Below are 16,402 nucleotides of genomic sequence, written 5' to 3' on the forward strand. Positions count from 1 at the left end.
ACAATGTCATTCTAGTCAATACAGGTCTATTTGAATTGTGTTAAGGTAGCTAGCAAGAATATCGTTATTATGCTTGGAAAAGCCTTATGAGCAAAACAACTCAAGAAAATCCAGCAGTCGAGAATTCTGCTCAGGAAAAAGTGTCAAATACATCAAAGTCGGCTTCTAACACGGCTAAGCGTAACAGCACTACTCCTAAAGCAGCAACTAATACACAAAAAACGACACGTACTCGTTCAACGACTGCACCTGCACGTAGCCCTCGTAGTAAGAGCGCTGCTTCAGCAACCCCGTCTACATCTTCAAATGTAGCTGCAGCACCAAAAGCAACAAAAACCAAACCTTCTGTTCAACAGGATAAAACCATGAGTCAAAACACTGTTCGCCGCGTTGCAATTATTGGTGGCAACCGTATTCCATTTGCACGTTCAAATACTGCTTATTTCAAAGCGTCTAATTCTGACATGCTGACAGCAGCATTGAATGGTTTGGTTGAACGCTTTAATTTACAAGGTAAGCGTATTGGTGAAGTTGTTGCGGGCGCTGTTTTAAAACACAGCCGTGATTTCAACATGACTCGTGAAGTTGTACTGAGCACAGATCTTGCTCCTGAAACTCCTGCTTATGACATTCAAATTGCATGTGGTACAGGTTTACAAGCAGCTTTTGTCGTTGCCAACAAAATTGCACTTGGTCAAATCGATGTAGGTATTGCAGGTGGTGTAGATACAACTTCTGACGCGCCGATTGCTGTAGGTGATGGCTTACGTAAAGTTTTACTTGAGCTCAATGTTGCTAAAACGGGTAAAGACCGCCTTAAAGCTTTAACAAAAATTGATTTTAAAAAGCTTCTTGATGCACCAAGCAACGGTGAACCACGTACTGGCCTTTCAATGGGTGAGCACCAAGCAATTACTGCTTTAGAATGGGGTATCACTCGTGAAGCACAAGACGAGCTAGCTGCAAGCAGCCATCAAAAACTTGCTGCTGCTTATGAGCGTGGTTTCTTTGATGACTTAATGACTCCTTTCTTGGGTCTTAACCGTGATAACAACTTACGTGCAGACAGTACAGTTGAAAAACTTGCTAAGTTAAAACCAGTTTTCGGTAAAGGCGAAACTGCAACAATGACTGCAGGTAACTCAACTCCGTTAACTGACGGTGCTTCTGTTGTATTGCTTGCATCTGAAGAATGGGCAAAAGAAAACGGTCATGAAGTTTTAGCTTACCTTTCTTTCTCTGAAACAGCAGCTGTTGACTTCATTGGTAAGAACGGCCCTAAAGAAGGTTTGTTAATGGCTCCTGCTTATGCAGTACCTCGTATGCTTAAGCGCGCTAACCTTAAACTTCAAGATTTCGATTTCTACGAAATCCATGAAGCATTTGCATCTCAAGTATTGTCGACATTGAAAGCTTGGGAAGACGAAAAATTCTGTAAAGAACGTCTTGGTCTAGATGCACCTTTAGGTTCAATTGATCGTTCTAAACTGAACGTAAATGGTTCATCTTTAGGTGCAGGCCATCCATTTGCTGCAACAGGTGGTCGTATCTTGGCTACTGCTGCTAAATTGATTAATGAAAAAGGTTCAGGCCGCGCATTAATCTCGATCTGTACAGCAGGTGGTGAAGGCGTTGTAGCAATCGTAGAGAAATAATTTTACGATTCACCTAAAAAAGCACCCTGATGGGTGCTTTTTTACTTTAACTACTTAATTTTAATGAAGTGATGCTGCTTTAGCATTTGGGAAAAACTTATCTTCAATATGGTCATAGCACCACTGGAAAATAAAGGTATAAACCAAAATACATAAGGTTAAGCCAATATCTAAAATAAATGCATCAATCACAGTCATCTGCATCATATATGCAATCATTGGAACAGTCGCAATCAGCAAACCACCCTCAAAACCAATTGCATGTAAAATCCGCACAGGGATCGTTCTTTCCCAATTATATTTATGCTCTACTTTTTCGAAATAGTGGTTAAAAATCATATTCCAGAAAACTGAAACCACTGCCATAAACACACCGAGTGTTCCGGTCACTTCCATCGGCATGTTAAAAATAAAACTTAATGCAATCGCAATGATGACCAATAAAATTCCTTCATAACTGATTGCATGAATGAGTCTTCTCTTGGAAATCAACATTTTTAAATACTCAATAATTACTTGGATAATGTGCATTTTATTTTTATAATTTTGATTAATCCAATTAGGTTCTTTCAGTTTTTTTGACAGATGAATATTAATCAAGAACAATTGCTCATGTTCCAAGCCGTTATGGAAACAGGTTCATTTTCAGCAGCAGCACGCAAACTTGGAAAAGTTCCTTCTGCTGTAAGCATGTCTATTGCTAATTTAGAAATCGATTTGAACCTGACATTATTTGAACGTAAAGGCCGTGAACCTACCCCAACAGCTGAAGCACGAGTGCTATATGAAAAAACGGCGCAACTATTAATTGAAATGAATCAATGGAAACAACACGCCCATGCATTAAGTACTGGTCTAGAACCAAACCTCACTATTGTTGTGGTGTCTGAGCTGCTACATACCAATTGGACCGACTATGTTTGCCTATTAGAAAGCCGCTTCCCTGACCTACAAATTAATATTGTGTCTGCCCCTCAAGAGGATGCACTTCACATGTTACTAGATGGCTCTGCCCAACTGGCCCTTATGTTTGAACGTGAACATTTAGACAATAGAGAGCAGTTTGTAGAACTCAAACGTGAAGCTTTAATTCCTGTTATTTCAAAAACCCATCCGCTCGCAAGCCAAGAGCATGTTTCTTATGAGCAGATTTTGGGTACGAGACAAATTGTGGTGGCAAGTCGAGATGAGACGTTAAAACCCGAATTATTATTTTCAAAACACTACTGGCGTACAGACAACCACCACTCCGCATGCCTAATGATTTTACGTAATTTGGGTTGGGGGGTACTGCCACAAGAAATGTTTAAAGAAAACCCTGAGTTAAATAACAAGCTAAAAGCATTAGATGTATTTGATTTTACACCGTGTTTTGAATATTACGTCGACTTAGTTTGGAGCCGTGAAAATGAACTTGGTGCTGCTGCACGATTCCTCATTGACCATATTCGTAATAAGCGAATGCAGCAGGTCCCTTAAAATAATTTCAATTTAGATGCACAACATAAACGTTTTTCTTTGAAACATAACAATTGATATATCGACAGTATGGATAGAGTTTGTGCTATAAAGAAAACATAAGATTTATTACTGAAGATGTTGAATATCAATGACTCATACAGCACTTGACCAATTAAAAACATTAACGACCGTTGTTGCTGACAGTAGCGACCTTGATGCCATTCGTAAATTTCGTCCCTTAGATGCTACAACGAATCCTTCATTAATTACGGCAGCGGCAGAACAACCAGAAAGTAAAGAGCTCATTGAAGATGCTTATTATCAAGCCAAAGAAGAAGGCTATAAAAGTGATGAGTTGATTGAAAGAACCATTGATATTTTAACCGTAAAATTTGGCGTAGAAATTTTAAAACTCATTGAAGGCCGTGTTTCGACAGAAGTTGATGCTGCCCTTTCATATGACACCGAAGCAACCATTAAAAAAGCGCATGAATTATGTGAACTTTACAAAGGTTATGGTATTGATCAGTCACGTATTTTGATTAAAATCGCGTCGACTTGGGAAGGTATTCAAGCTGCTAAGGTACTTGAAGCTGAAGGGATCGCTTGTAACCTGACTCTCCTTTTCGGTTTGCATCAAGCTCAAGCATGTGCAGATGCTAAAGTAACTTTAATTTCGCCATTTGTAGGCCGTATTTTAGACTGGTACAAAAAGGCTGAAGGTGTAGACGCTTACCCAATCGAAAAAGACCCAGGTGTGGTTTCAGTTAAGAAAATCTACACTTACTACAAGCAGCAAAATATTCCAACTCAAGTGATGGGTGCGAGCTTCCGTAGTATTGATCAAGTGCTTGGACTTGCAGGATGTGATTTGCTAACGATTTCACCGGGGCTACTTACCCAGCTTGAGCAAGATACACGTACAGTTGATGCAGCTCTTGATGCGACTAAATCAAAACAAGCAGAGGCTATTGTTAGACCTGCTCAAGATGAACAAAGCTTTAAAGACGAACTTAATCATGACTTAATGGCATTCCAACTTTTACAAGGTGGTGTTGATGGCTTTATTAAAGCTCGTGACCAATTAAGTTTTTTATTACGTCAATCTTTTGGAATTGATGCAGAAATTAAACCTTAAAAAACTGCACTTTTCATACAAAATTGCCGATTTTTGTTATTATGACAAAAATCGGTTTTTTATTGGGTTTCTTGTGTTCGGCATAACAGATATAACGACATATATTATTGGTACATTCCTAATTGTGTTATTACCCGGACCCAACTCTCTATATGTGATGTCAATTGCTTCACGCTACGGGATTAAAACCGGATATATGGGTGCACTTGGTATTTTTACTGGTGATCTTATTTTAATGCTCTGTACCGTACTGGGTGCTGCTTCTTTATTAAAAGCATTTCCTTGGGTTTTTATTATTCTTAAACTCGTTGGTGCACTTTATTTGTCCTATTTAGGGTTTAAGCTTTTACAAGGCAGTATTCAACGCTGGAAACTACGTAATCAACCACAACCAGAAATGGCTGATTTACCTACTTTAGATAAAATTCACCCGTATAAAACTGCCTTAAGTATTAGTTTACTTAACCCTAAAGCGATTTTATTTTTCTTATCTTTCTTTGTTCAGTTTATTAATCCAGATTACGCTTATCCAGCTTTAAGTTTTTTAATTTTAGCGGTTATTTTACAAATTATTAGCTTTAGCTATTTAACAGCGCTTATTTTCTCTGGAATTAAGCTCTCGGCATTTTTTAAACAAAACCATAAAATTGCAGCAAGTAGTATTTTCTTGGTTGGAATTTTATTTTTTGGATTTGGTTTAAAGTTGGCAACTTCAACGATGTAATCTGCCTAGCCTATAAAGATGAACATACTGAACTTTTAAAATGCAAGCATGCCATCTGTTTTAACTTCATTGAGTACAAAGAATGTTCTAACCTGCCTTACTCCTGGTAAGGCAATAATTTTCTCACTATGAAATCGGTTAAAAGCAGCCAAATCTTTAACACGAATTTTTAGAAAATAATCGACTTCTCCAGCAACTAAATAACATTCTAAAACATTCTCCAAACCACCCGATGCCTGTTCAAACGCTTGAAAGCTATCGGGTGTTGAACGGTCTAGTACCACACCCACTAATACAATTGTTTCACGCTGTACTGTAGCTGGATTAATCCGCGCACGAACATCCAAGATTGCCCCTATTTTAAAAAGACGCTGGGTATGATTCCAACAAGATGAGGTGCTTATACCTACAAGTTTTGCCAGTTCGGCGTTACTTAAGCGTCCATTTTCTTGTAAACAACGCATAATTTTCAGATCAAGCGGTGTTAAATTTTCAGCTTGTTCATCCATAAGAACAATATCCAGTATTCATTAATTTCTATGAAATGAATAATAGCATTTATAGCTATTTAAAAAATATTATTTCATTTTTAAGATAAAAATAGAAAGCACCTTCTTAAAAAAAATTGTTAGATTTACCTAGCTGAAAATGTAGGCAGAAACATATTAATTTTTCAGGGATTTAGAACATTTAGCCATGCAAAAGATTCTTCAAGATTTTTCTATTCCAGCTGTATTCGCGGGTTTCATTACCTTTCTTATTGGTATTAGTGTTTCGGCTATTTTAGTGATTCAGGCCGCCCAAGCTTTAGGTGCTTCACCTGAACAAATTACCTCATGGTTTTGGGCTTTAGGTTTGGGTCTTGGTTTATCAGGACTTATTCTTTCTTGGAAATTCAAATACCCTGTAGCAACAGCTTGGTCTACTGCTGGTCTCGCCTTAATTATTGCAACTGGCAGTGGATATAGCATAAATGAAGCAATTGGTGCTTTTTTAGTTGTTGGTGTACTGACTGCAATTTTAGGTTTTTCAGGAATTTTTCAAAAAGCACTTTCATATATTCCTCAAAGCTTGACCAGTGCCATGCTTGCAGGGGTTTTACTCAAATTTGGTATTTCACTTTTCGCAAGTTTACAAAATGATTGGGCATTCGTTTTATCTTTGCTCGTCATTTATATCATTACAAAAAGATTATGGCCGCGTTATAGCATCGTGTTCACAGCACTTGCTGGTGTCGTACTCTGCCCTGTGTTTTTAGACTTTCATATGCCTACGCTTCACTGGTCTTTGGCTAAACCTGTTTGGATTAGTCCTGTCTTTAGCTGGTCGGCTCTTTTGGGCTTAGCGTTACCTCTTTTTGTGATTAGTATGGCTTCGCAGTATTTACCAGGTATTGCCATGATTAAGAGTTATGGCTATAAACCACATGTTAACCAACTCATTGGATGGACCGGTTTAACCCAAGTTTTGCTTGCACCTTTTGGTTGTTATAGCGTCAATATTGCCGCGATTAGTGCGGCTGTATGTCTTGACGATCAAGTTCATCCTGACCCAAGTAAACGTTATATTGCTGGCATAAGCTCTGGGTTTTTCTATGCATTGATGGGACTATTTGCCGCAACACTGACAAGCTTGCTCATGTCTTTTCCTCATATTTTTATTGTAGCTTTAGCAGGTATTGCACTACTTGGTACCATCAGCCACAACATTGCACTTGCATTTGGCCCTGTTGAAGACCGCGAGGCCGCATTATTTACCTTTTTATGTAGTGCTTCGGGTATCCAATTTTTCGGTATAGGTTCGGCATTTTGGGGTCTGATTGTCGGTATTATTGTATTTGTAGTTCTTAAGTTTAAGGCTAAAAAATAAGGCCTAAAATAAAAACTTTGCGCTTAACCGTTTAGAGCATTTCATAAACAGTTAAGTGCAAAGTCTTATTAAATTAATTAATTGCGTTTTTATCCCAAAAAGCTTGCCGTATTTGTGGCATTGCATTTAAGTGGTTAATAATATGCTGTGCTTCTTCTGTCTCAATTGAAGTCGCAATAAGCGTCACCTCTATCTCAACTTCTTTTTCTCCAAAAGGTGTCACATCAATGTCTTTAGCAGGATAATTGTGATGCTTCAACGTTAGGTTTAACTCATCCATAACCACTTTACTCTGACTGCGGTCACATATGATGTAAATGACATGCAAGACTTCTGTGTCATCGTCTAATGGACGGCGGTCAATGATATGAACAATCGGTCTCAATAACGTATTGGCAGATAAAATAAAAGCTGTTGCCAGTATAGCTTCAATAATTAAATCGGAACCTGCTGCAGCTCCAACCGCAGCAGAACACCACAAAGTCGCTGCGGTATTTAAGCCATGGATATTACCTTCTTGACGCATAATCACACCTGCGCCCAAGAAACCAATCCCTGAAACCACATAAGCAATGACCCGAACAGCGCCATCTGCTCCAGTAAGATTTGTTGCAACATCCACAAAAATTGCAGCGCCTACGGCGACGAGTACATTGGTTCGAAGACCAGCAGTCCGTTGCCTATATTGACGTTCAAATCCAATTAATGCTCCTAAAACAAAAGCAACTGAGAGACTAATTAAAGTATCAACAATATTGGATAAATCTGCATGTTGTAGAAATTGCAACTTCATCTTGCACCTATAGTTTTATTGCCAACCGTAACGGCGGATGTAGATTTTTTTTACCCATTGAGTAATACACATATAAGCAATCAAAATGAATGGCAAATATAAGAAATAACTTAATGGTAGAGCTTGTAGTTTTAAATAACTTGCTAAAGGCCCCATTGGTAAGAAAATACCAATACACATAATCACCACTGTCATGACTAACAATGGGGTTGCAGCACGACTCTGAATAAATGGAATCTTAGCCGTACGAATCATATGAACAATCAATGTTTGGGTGAGTAACCCTACAACGAACCAACCAGACTGGAATAAAGTCTGATGTTCGGGCGTATTTGCGGAAAACACAAACCACATCAAACAAAAAGTGATAATGTCAAAAATTGAGCTAATTGGTCCAAATACCACCATAAAACGACCAACCTCTTCAGGCTGCCAACGCTGTGGTTTTGCTATTAATTCTTCATCAACATTATCAAAAGGAATCACGATTTGTGACACATCATAAAGTAAGTTTTGAATGAGTAAATGAATAGGCAGCATTGGTAAAAATGGAATAAAAGCACTCGCAATTAATACCGAAAAAACATTACCAAAATTTGAACTCGCCGTCATTTTGATGTATTTCAACATATTGGCAAAAGTTCGACGACCCTCAATTACACCCTTTTCAAGTACCATTAAGCTTTTTTCGAGCAAAATTAAATCTGCTGATTCTTTAGCAATGTCTACAGCAGTATCTACAGAAATACCAATATCGGCAGCACGTATTGCAGCAGCATCATTAATACCGTCTCCCAAGAAGCCAACCACATGACCATTTGCTTTTAACTGATCAACAATACGCTCTTTGTGCACTGGGCTTAACTTGGCAAAAATATGGTATTGCTCCACTGCTCTTTTGAGCTGCTCATCAGTTAAGGTTTCAACTACACCACCTAACAGAACCTGATCATAATTCAGACCAATTTCTCGGCACACTTTTTGAGTGACAAACTCATTATCACCAGTAAGTACTTTTACAGTTACACCATGAGCATGCAAACTTTGCACTGCTTCTCGAGCAGACTCTTTAGGTGGATCAAGGAATGCGACATAACCAATTAAAATGAGATCACTTTCATCAACAACCGAATAATTTTCCTGATTATTATCAAACTCACGATACGCTACAGCAACAACACGTAAGCCATCACGGTTATAACGTTGAGTTAATGCTTCAATTGCCACTTCACGTTGTTTTGTTAAAGGTTCTACTTTGCCATTTACTTCAACATAACGGCAAACTTTCAACATTTCCTCAACTGCGCCTTTAGTAATCATACGCACTTTTTCTTGAGGCGTTTGTACCACGACTGACATACGGCGGCGATCAAAATCAAAAGGAACTTCATCTAACTTCTTATAACGTAACTTTTGCGTTTTGATCTGATCATCTACAGCTTCTAACACAGCCACATCAAGCAAATTTTTCAAACCAGTTTGATAGTAACTGTTTAAAAATGCTTGCATGAGCACAAAATCTGATTTTTCACCATTCACATCAATATGTTGAGATAAAAAGATTTTGTCTTGAGTGAGCGTTCCAGTTTTATCGGTACATAAAACATCCATCGCACCAAAGTTTTGGATTGCATCTAGACGTTTAACAATCACTTTCTTTTTAGATAAGAAAACCGCGCCCTTTGCTAAAGTTGAAGTCACAATCATCGGTAGCATTTCTGGAGTAAGACCAACAGCAACTGATAGTGCGAATAAAAATGCCTCGGTCCAATCACCTTTGGTAAAGCCATTAATGAAAAGTACAACAGGTGCCATCACCAACATAAAGCGAATGAGTAACCAACTGACTTTGTTAACACCCATTTGAAATGCTGTGTTGCTTCGATCAGTAGCCGTAACTCGGTGAGCAAGTGCACCAAAATATGTTTGAATACCCGTACTTAAAACAACTGCTTGAGCCGAACCAGAAACAATATTGGTTCCCATAAATACAATGTTATCTAGCTCTAAAGCACTCGTTTCTTCGAGATTTTTCTGTAAAGGAAATTTCTCGACAGGCATCGATTCACCAGTCATTGCAGCTTGAGAAACAAACAAATCTTTGGCATTTAAAATTCTGCAATCAGCAGGAATCATATCTCCCGCCGATAGTAAAATCACATCACCTGGCACCAAATATTGAATTGGCATTTCAAATTGATGGTTGGTTTGATTCTTAACATCAATACCATAGCGCTCATGCATAAGCGCTAAATCTTCTGCACTGACTTGATGACGAAGTACTGTAGCAGTATTGCTCACCATTGCCTTTAAAGCATCCGCAGCTTGATTTGATTTTGCTTCTTGCCAATAACGAAGTAGCGTCGAGAGAATAACCATCACACTAATGATGGTTGAGCCAGTTAAATCATCGGTAAAGAAAGCAATTAATGCCAAAAGGCTAAGCAAAATATTGAACGGATTGCGGTAGCAATACCAAAGATGTTGCCACCAAGTTAATGGTTTCTCATGAGTAATCTCATTAAGCCCCACAGCCATTTGCTGGGTATGTGCTTGCTCTTCTGTAAGCCCTGTGAAGTGAGTATCGAATTGTTTTAATAATTCACCTGTTTGGGCTCTTGATGCATCGAGCAGACGCATAGATAAGTTTTTGCTAATTTCTTGAGCATAGCTTGATTGATGTAGCTCTTTAAAAGATCGATTACGACCAAAAAAACGCATCAAATGAAATCTTTGTAAAAATGCTGTGAAGAGTCGTTGCCAGAATTTCATCACGAAATCCTCCATTTTTTAGGCGTACAAAGCTCTCGACCTTATTGAGAAATAAAGTCTATAAAAATTTAGAAAGCAATAGGAGATCGTAGACTTACGATGAAGAAGAGAAAATTAGCCCAAAGCCAAACCAACGCTGACGAAAAGTCACAGGTTTGAACATAGCTCGGATACTTTGAATCGTATGAGAGGAATTATTTACCAACATTGAAGTTTGGTAGGCATAGCTGTGTGTGGAAGCATATAAAAACATTGGCTTCTCCCCATTTCTAGCGAGAAACTAAACAGATAAGCGCTTGAAGTACTTGATTACAAATAAAGTAATTTGTATAGGTTTAATCTAATTTTTTACAAAGCTATCTCATTGCAAGATAGCCCTTCCTAAAGGTGATCTTGCTCAGTATTGGCTTTGGTTTAATTGATAATTAAACTCGAACCTCGAACAACTACCCATTTAGGATCTCCATTAAATAAACTCGCGGCAAGTATATGTTTTACTCTCCAGCACACAAGTTTATTTTTGTAATTTTTTATTAACAAAAATTTTAATCAAGCTCTATAGCTCTCTTACAACTACTGTTTTCGCCATCTTGTCATGCCATCCTTGTTTTTTCGGATCAAACGCCACCCAAAAAAGACCGATACAAAACACTAAAATGGATGGAATATATCCAATATAACGAATGATAGATTGCATCAAAGTTAACTTATTGCCTGTTTTTTCATCGAGAACCTTTAAACGCATTAAACGTTTTCCAGGGGTACCCGCAAGATAGATCCAACATAAAACGGTATATAAAAACGGAAAAGCATAATTCACGATCAAATCAAAACCATAATTTTGAGGTTTACTGCTCAAACCAGTAGAAAATATCAAATCATAATCGCCATGATAAAAAATCCATGCTGCAGGTATAATTGCTAAAAACATGATAAGGCTATCTATAATCATTGCCCCAAATCTTAGCCAGAACCCTGCATATTCGTATTTATAACTCATGCATACACCTCACTTTTTTTATGCTTTTATTTTACACCAAACACATAACTTCATTTTAGTTTCATCGTAAAGGAAACGTTTTTATTTTTAAATACTTGAAGTAATTTTTTAATCTTCAATTTTATTAAGAATTGCCCTAATTTTTTCGAGACCCTACACCCATCACATTAAAATAACATAGATCATTTTTAAGTATTTTATAAACACAAAACTCTAAATAAAGTAGCTTAATTATTTCCATTCGATTAGGCATATATAACAGCTAACTATTTTCAATAGAAAAACATCGATTTTACGCTCTTTTTTAAATAATAAAGCAGAACAAAAAAGTCCTAAACTAATAATAATTTAAAGAGGCTTGAAGTTAATATGCTATTAAATTTTTCAGAATGTTAAATACCACCAAGAAATATGATAAAGATCATATTTCTTATTTAACTTCAAAATAATGCTTTTCAGTAACGAGTTTTATTTTTAGATTTTTATATAATCGATCCTTGGCATTCTCGAGCGAAGGGACTACTTTTTCTGCAAATTTATCATCAGCCATAAGTCTTGCATAAGTTTTGTAGCCGATTACTAACTTTTCTGGCTCTTTACCTGTTTGTTTAAATTCTTCAATAAGCTTACTTACTTTCTTTGCTGTTAAATCTGCCATATGGTCGCTCCCCCTCGATATACTATTTGGTTATACGAGCTCAGTGTGACAAAAATATGAAAAAGTAATTTATTGTAAAGTTCATCTAAAAAATAAGTTTTCAGTTTAATCTTTACTATCTTAATAGTTATATTTAAAAACCTTATAAAACAATGAAATAATTAAACTTCATTTAATTTGATTGTAACTTAATTGAATTGATTTGTACCTTTAAACAAATGTGTTACTCTTAAAGTAAGAAAAGCTTCATACATATAACAACTTGTAAATAAGAGGAATAACATTATGAATTATCAACATATTATTGTACCTGTAGATGGTTCAGAAATTTCTTTGGCAGCAGCACGTCAAGCTGCCCATATTGCTAAGGCTTTTGGTAGTAAACTTACAGCGATTAGTCTTGTTGCAGTAGACCCATTTAGCGGTGTCGATTTTTATTACATCTCCCCTGTTGTAAAAGATTACTTTGTTGAAGCTCGTGCTAATGCTGAAAAAACACTGGCTAAAGTAAAAGCTTTATGTGCTGAAGAAGGTGTTGATATTGATACAGAAATTATTCAGGGTGAAATTTCATCTGACGGTATTTTAAAAGCTGTAGAAGACTTAAAATCAGACTTAATTGTTATTGGTTCACATGGCCGTAAAGGTTTCCAAAAACTTATTTTAGGTAGTTTTGCGCAAGATGTTCTTAACAGCACCAAAATTCAAGTTTTGGTCGTAAAAGAATAATTTCTTGATGTTAAGGAAAAGCCTAATCTATATCTATGGATTGGGCTTTTCCTTTGTGAACTGCATAAATTTTACACAGACTAAAAATCATTATAGAATACCAACCTCGTTTCCTATTCTTTGTGAGTCACGCCAATGAAGTAAGTCCTTTTTCTCATCAATTTTCCTTTTTTGATGTGCAAAATAGACTATTTCTTAGTGGCTTAACGTCTTTATTTAAAGTTTAACTTTCCTATTTTGTACATCCTGTATTTATGAGGTTTTAATGACTCAGCAGGCATGTGTAATATCACAACTCACTCTAGAATTTCCTTCGAAAGTGATGTTTAAACAATTGAATTTCTCACTAGAGTATCGCCAAGTATCCGCTTTAATTGGTCGTAATGGTCAAGGTAAATCCTTACTTATGCAATTGCTTCAAGAAGTTTGTCCCATTGAGGAAATGCACATCAGCGGTCAAATTACTTGGCAAACGAAGCATGCATATTTATCTCAATTAATGCGTCTTTCTTCATCCACCATTGCAGAAGCTTTAGAGATCGATCATCTCTACAATGCCTTGCAAAGAGTAGAACAAGGCGAAGCTGAATATGATGATTATGATTTATTAGAGGGCAAATGGGATCTTCCTTCAGTTTGGGAAACTTTATTGCGATCGGCACAACTCCCAACCGATTTAAAGTTTCCAGTTCATCAATTAAGTGAAGGACAAAAAACCAAGTTAGCGTTAGCAGCATTATTTTTAAAAACCGACCACTATCTATTGCTTGATGAACCAAGTAACCATCTCGATCAAGATGCTAGACAATGGTTGATTGCTCACCTAAAAAATCATCCGGCAGGTGCTCTTATTATTAGCCACGATCTGACCTTACTTAATGAAGTAGACCATATTTACTATTTAAATGAACATGGTTTACATCACACTACTGGAAACTATGATTTTTTTTATGAGCAATATCAAGATCAGATTGAGTCTTTAGAGCAGTCGATGCATCAACATCAACGTGAAGTTAAACACATGAAGCAGAAGCAACATGATGTTTTAATGAAAGCACAAAAACGTGAACGTGCTGGTAATAAGCTTCGTGATTCAAATTCACAAGCCAAAATTTTACTCGACTTTAAAAAAGAACAGGCTGGGCAAAGTTTAGGAGCAATACATTCTCAACATCAGCGTCAAATTGATCAAAGCCAGCAAGACTTAAAGAATAAAAAAGTACTTCTGGAAACCGTTAAGCCCCAGCAATTTGTCTTCCCCTCTTTTCAAAAAAGGTCAGGAGAAATTCTCAGGGTTCATAATCTAAAACTCAACTATGGCACACAGCAGCCAATTAGTTTCGCACTCAAAGCTTCTCAAAAACTTCACTTAGTTGGTCGCAATGGTATTGGTAAATCAACTTTGTTAAAACAGATTGTTCAAAGTAGTTTATTGCCTACCGACGAAATTAGCCTATTTGTAAATTGTTTTTATCTTGATCAGAACTTTAGCTTTTTGTTAGATCATCTATCAGCAGTTGAAAACCTAAGGAATATTAATTCGAATATTTCCGAATTGGAGTGGAGAAATTTACTAGGTCAACTCAGGCTCCGTGGTGATAAGGGCACCCATCCTTTAACTCAACTGAGCGGCGGTGAAAAGTTAAAAGTCGCATTGTTAGGTTTGAGTCATGCAGAGACTATGCCTGAACTTTTATTACTCGATGAACCAGAAAATCATTTAGACATCGAATCAAGAGAACTTTTCGCGAAAGCAATTTCAAGCTATGAAGGTGCTGTATTACTTGTTTCTCATGATTCAAATTTTGTTGATAAATGCGGAATTGTAGAAAAACTTTATTTAAGCTGATTCTATTTTTAATCTATACATAGGCTCGATAGTATAGAGCTTATGTATAGATTATCTTTGTCATTTTATATTTTTATTATCTAATATTTGCAAATCTAAATTAAAGGACACTGTTCTATTTTTACGTGCACTATTTCGCATTTGATAAACTTGGATAATATAATCACCATCGACGGGCAATACTATTTCTCCGGAAAAACCTAATGTCGAACCCACTAACAAGGCTTGATCTTTGCCTGGCTTTTTACCTGGAGCAAAAATATTAACATAAGCTAAATTACTATAACTATTAATATTGAATTTTAAAACTTGCCCACTTTTTGCAAACACTCTATATCTAACATCATCATAACCTTGAAACTTTCCAGTTAATGTCGTTTGATGTGAGCCTTTTAAAAAACTTACTTTTGTTTCAACATTCTTAGCAAGAACTGATAATGGTATAGATAAAATTAAACTAGATAATAATATAGTTTTAATGATTTTTTTCATTTTTAATCCTCAACATTATTTTGAATAATTATATGAAATATACTTTTTATTAAGTTTTAATTTATGTATAAATTTGATGTGTACCGTTTGAGTTTGTAAATCATTTTCTTATAGCCTTAAAAAATAGATGTCACTAAACTTTAACTTGCCAGCCAAATAAAACCAATTTAGAATCCGCCCAACGAATTTCTGGGGGCTTCATTGTGAGTACTTGCTCGATTGATAGAATTAAATCATCGACTCATATCTAAGTATCCACTACAGCCCTCTGGCTCTCTTGTGGATCTAAGAGAGTCCTCACCTTATTTTATTCTTATTCATCAGTTTTGTTTACAAACTAGCAAATACTTACATGTGCTCTTTGCTGTATTGGAGTCATCAATGCTATTTCTGAACTTAAAAAAATCTATTGTCTTTGTGAGTACTTGCTTAGCCTTTATTTCAAGTTATGCTGGTCGACCAATGGTTGTCGATGATGCTTCTTTAGTTCCCGCCCACACATGTCAGCTTGACTCATGGATGCAGAATAACCCTAACGATAAGGAATATTGGGTCATCCCTTCTTGTAATATTGGTGGTAATTTTGAATTTGGTATAGGCATGGGCCGTCATTTTTCTGACGACACAGGTAATGCGACTTATACAACTGTACAAGGGAAAACACTCTTAAAACCACTTGAGACGAATAACTGGGGACTCGGCGTTTCATTTGCTACTCAAATAAGTAACAATCACACTTCTGAAAAAGACTGGACTGTGAATGTTCCCTTAAGTATTTCTATGTTAGATGACCATTTCTTGGTACATACAAATGTGGGCTGGCTTAAAGAACATACCACTCACCGCGAACAAACTACTTGGGGTGTAGGTACAGAAACATTCATTACGAAACCTTTAACGATTACTGCTGAAGTTTATGGAAATGATCGCAATGATTCATTTTACCAAACCGGCATTAAATATATGTTGTATAAAGATAATCTCCAGTTCAATGCAAGTTATGGTAATCGATTAAAGCAAACTAAAGATGACTCATTTTTCTCAGTTGGTCTTGTGTTCATGACTAACCCACTTTTTTCTAAATGAAATGATCATTAAAAAAGCCCATCTCAGGATGGGCTTTTGTTTTTATGAATCTTTATCTAGCGAATGTGGCGTTGTAGTTTTATCTTGCTGCTTCGTATCATTCTCGCCTTGGCAACCTATAACAGAGATTGATACGATTGCTACTAAGCTTAGACTAGCTATTATTTTAGTCATAT

The 16,402-nt window shown here is 36.6% G+C and carries 16 protein-coding genes; 8 read left to right on the plus strand and 8 right to left on the minus strand.

The features are described from left to right. The first annotated feature begins 86 nt into the window (after positions 1 to 86). Positions 87 to 1,655, plus strand: a complete 1,569-nt coding sequence (locus ACLCEG_RS18495; protein ID WP_049066212.1) for an acetyl-CoA C-acetyltransferase — start codon at positions 87 to 89, stop codon at positions 1,653 to 1,655. Positions 1,656 to 1,715: 60 nt separating this feature from the next. Here the strand turns inward: ACLCEG_RS18495 and aceI are convergent, their stop codons facing one another. Next, positions 1,716 to 2,150, minus strand: coding sequence for a chlorhexidine efflux PACE transporter AceI (gene aceI / locus ACLCEG_RS18500; RefSeq protein ID WP_005135057.1), 435 nt, complete (start codon positions 2,148 to 2,150; stop codon positions 1,716 to 1,718). A gap of 90 nt (positions 2,151 to 2,240) precedes the next feature. On the opposite strand from aceI, the gene ACLCEG_RS18505 reads away from it, so the two are divergent. The 3 genes from ACLCEG_RS18505 (at position 2,241) to leuE (ending at position 4,978) form a co-directional block, all read left to right on the plus strand. Continuing rightward, positions 2,241 to 3,134, plus strand: coding sequence for a LysR family transcriptional regulator (locus tag ACLCEG_RS18505; protein ID WP_410568715.1), 894 nt, complete (start codon positions 2,241 to 2,243; stop codon positions 3,132 to 3,134). A 130-nt stretch (positions 3,135 to 3,264) separates the two neighbouring features. Beyond that, positions 3,265 to 4,254, plus strand: coding sequence for a transaldolase (gene tal, locus ACLCEG_RS18510; protein WP_107972086.1), 990 nt, complete (start codon positions 3,265 to 3,267; stop codon positions 4,252 to 4,254). Between the two features lie 73 nt (positions 4,255 to 4,327). Beyond that, positions 4,328 to 4,978, plus strand: a complete 651-nt coding sequence (gene leuE, locus ACLCEG_RS18515; RefSeq protein ID WP_004701054.1) for a leucine efflux protein LeuE — start codon at positions 4,328 to 4,330, stop codon at positions 4,976 to 4,978. Between the two features lie 35 nt (positions 4,979 to 5,013). Here leuE and ACLCEG_RS18520 read toward each other — a convergent pair whose 3' ends face one another. Beyond that, complete coding sequence (locus ACLCEG_RS18520; protein WP_004701051.1) at positions 5,014 to 5,487, minus strand: Lrp/AsnC family transcriptional regulator; 474 nt, start codon at positions 5,485 to 5,487, stop codon at positions 5,014 to 5,016. 187 nt (positions 5,488 to 5,674) lie between these two features. Here ACLCEG_RS18520 and ACLCEG_RS18525 point away from each other — a divergent pair, with 187 nt between their 5' ends. Continuing rightward, a complete protein-coding gene (locus ACLCEG_RS18525; RefSeq protein ID WP_410568717.1) occupies positions 5,675 to 6,847 on the plus strand; it encodes a benzoate/H(+) symporter BenE family transporter in 1,173 nt (390 codons plus the stop codon). 73 nt (positions 6,848 to 6,920) lie between these two features. Here ACLCEG_RS18525 and ACLCEG_RS18530 read toward each other — a convergent pair whose 3' ends face one another. The 4 genes from ACLCEG_RS18530 to ACLCEG_RS18545 form a co-directional block, all read right to left on the minus strand. After that, complete coding sequence (locus ACLCEG_RS18530; protein WP_004701047.1) at positions 6,921 to 7,640, minus strand: MgtC/SapB family protein; 720 nt, start codon at positions 7,638 to 7,640, stop codon at positions 6,921 to 6,923. A 15-nt stretch (positions 7,641 to 7,655) separates the two neighbouring features. Continuing rightward, positions 7,656 to 10,412, minus strand: a complete 2,757-nt coding sequence (mgtA, locus tag ACLCEG_RS18535; protein WP_406522786.1) for a magnesium-translocating P-type ATPase — start codon at positions 10,410 to 10,412, stop codon at positions 7,656 to 7,658. Between the two features lie 556 nt (positions 10,413 to 10,968). Continuing rightward, positions 10,969 to 11,412: an RDD family protein gene (locus ACLCEG_RS18540; RefSeq protein ID WP_004701040.1), complete on the minus strand. Its 444-nt coding sequence runs from the start codon at positions 11,410 to 11,412 to the stop codon at positions 10,969 to 10,971. A 430-nt stretch (positions 11,413 to 11,842) separates the two neighbouring features. Then, entirely contained in the window at positions 11,843 to 12,070 is a 228-nt protein-coding gene (locus ACLCEG_RS18545; RefSeq protein ID WP_004701036.1) for a hypothetical protein, read from the minus strand. 285 nt (positions 12,071 to 12,355) lie between these two features. Here ACLCEG_RS18545 and ACLCEG_RS18550 point away from each other — a divergent pair, with 285 nt between their 5' ends. Both ACLCEG_RS18550 and ACLCEG_RS18555 read left to right on the plus strand, forming a co-directional pair. After that, positions 12,356 to 12,799, plus strand: a complete 444-nt coding sequence (locus tag ACLCEG_RS18550) for a universal stress protein (protein WP_004701033.1) — start codon at positions 12,356 to 12,358, stop codon at positions 12,797 to 12,799. A gap of 265 nt (positions 12,800 to 13,064) precedes the next feature. Next, positions 13,065 to 14,648, plus strand: a complete 1,584-nt coding sequence (locus ACLCEG_RS18555; protein ID WP_410568720.1) for an ATP-binding cassette domain-containing protein — start codon at positions 13,065 to 13,067, stop codon at positions 14,646 to 14,648. Positions 14,649 to 14,708: 60 nt separating this feature from the next. Here ACLCEG_RS18555 and ACLCEG_RS18560 read toward each other — a convergent pair whose 3' ends face one another. Next, a complete protein-coding gene (locus ACLCEG_RS18560; RefSeq protein ID WP_191017207.1) occupies positions 14,709 to 15,140 on the minus strand; it encodes a DNA breaking-rejoining protein in 432 nt (143 codons plus the stop codon). 381 nt (positions 15,141 to 15,521) lie between these two features. On the opposite strand from ACLCEG_RS18560, the gene ACLCEG_RS18565 reads away from it, so the two are divergent. Further along, positions 15,522 to 16,226 carry a hypothetical protein gene (locus ACLCEG_RS18565; RefSeq protein ID WP_410568722.1) on the plus strand — a complete coding sequence of 235 codons (705 nt, stop codon included), beginning with the start codon at positions 15,522 to 15,524 and terminating at the stop codon, positions 16,224 to 16,226. A gap of 42 nt (positions 16,227 to 16,268) precedes the next feature. On the opposite strand, the gene ACLCEG_RS18570 is transcribed toward ACLCEG_RS18565, so the two are convergent. Beyond that, positions 16,269 to 16,400: a hypothetical protein gene (locus ACLCEG_RS18570; protein WP_348885654.1), complete on the minus strand. Its 132-nt coding sequence runs from the start codon at positions 16,398 to 16,400 to the stop codon at positions 16,269 to 16,271. Positions 16,401 to 16,402: the final 2 nt, after the last annotated feature.

This window comes from Acinetobacter sp. H1(2024), assembly GCF_046557555.1.
GTDB lineage: Bacteria > Pseudomonadota > Gammaproteobacteria > Pseudomonadales > Moraxellaceae > Acinetobacter > Acinetobacter seifertii.

Bases quoted from the DNA above. Each gene is read 5' to 3' on its own strand.
- ACLCEG_RS18545 (WP_004701036.1), bottom strand. From the start codon at position 12,070: ATGGCAGATTTAACAGCAAAGAAAGTAAGTAAGCTTATTGAAGAATTT.
- ACLCEG_RS18530 (WP_004701047.1), bottom strand. From the start codon at position 7,640: ATGAAGTTGCAATTTCTACAACATGCAGATTTATCCAATATTGTTGAT.
- ACLCEG_RS18520 (WP_004701051.1), bottom strand. From the start codon at position 5,487: ATGGATGAACAAGCTGAAAATTTAACACCGCTTGATCTGAAAATTATG.
- ACLCEG_RS18525 (WP_410568717.1), top strand. From the start codon at position 5,675: ATGCAAAAGATTCTTCAAGATTTTTCTATTCCAGCTGTATTCGCGGGT.
- ACLCEG_RS18540 (WP_004701040.1), bottom strand. From the start codon at position 11,412: ATGAGTTATAAATACGAATATGCAGGGTTCTGGCTAAGATTTGGGGCA.
- tal (WP_107972086.1), top strand. From the start codon at position 3,265: ATGACTCATACAGCACTTGACCAATTAAAAACATTAACGACCGTTGTT.
- ACLCEG_RS18565 (WP_410568722.1), top strand. From the start codon at position 15,522: ATGCTATTTCTGAACTTAAAAAAATCTATTGTCTTTGTGAGTACTTGC.
- ACLCEG_RS18550 (WP_004701033.1), top strand. From the start codon at position 12,356: ATGAATTATCAACATATTATTGTACCTGTAGATGGTTCAGAAATTTCT.
- aceI (WP_005135057.1), bottom strand. From the start codon at position 2,150: ATGTTGATTTCCAAGAGAAGACTCATTCATGCAATCAGTTATGAAGGA.
- ACLCEG_RS18555 (WP_410568720.1), top strand. From the start codon at position 13,065: ATGACTCAGCAGGCATGTGTAATATCACAACTCACTCTAGAATTTCCT.
- ACLCEG_RS18560 (WP_191017207.1), bottom strand. From the start codon at position 15,140: ATGAAAAAAATCATTAAAACTATATTATTATCTAGTTTAATTTTATCT.
- ACLCEG_RS18570 (WP_348885654.1), bottom strand. From the start codon at position 16,400: ATGACTAAAATAATAGCTAGTCTAAGCTTAGTAGCAATCGTATCAATC.
- mgtA (WP_406522786.1), bottom strand. From the start codon at position 10,412: ATGAAATTCTGGCAACGACTCTTCACAGCATTTTTACAAAGATTTCAT.
- ACLCEG_RS18495 (WP_049066212.1), top strand. From the start codon at position 87: ATGAGCAAAACAACTCAAGAAAATCCAGCAGTCGAGAATTCTGCTCAG.
- ACLCEG_RS18505 (WP_410568715.1), top strand. From the start codon at position 2,241: ATGAATATTAATCAAGAACAATTGCTCATGTTCCAAGCCGTTATGGAA.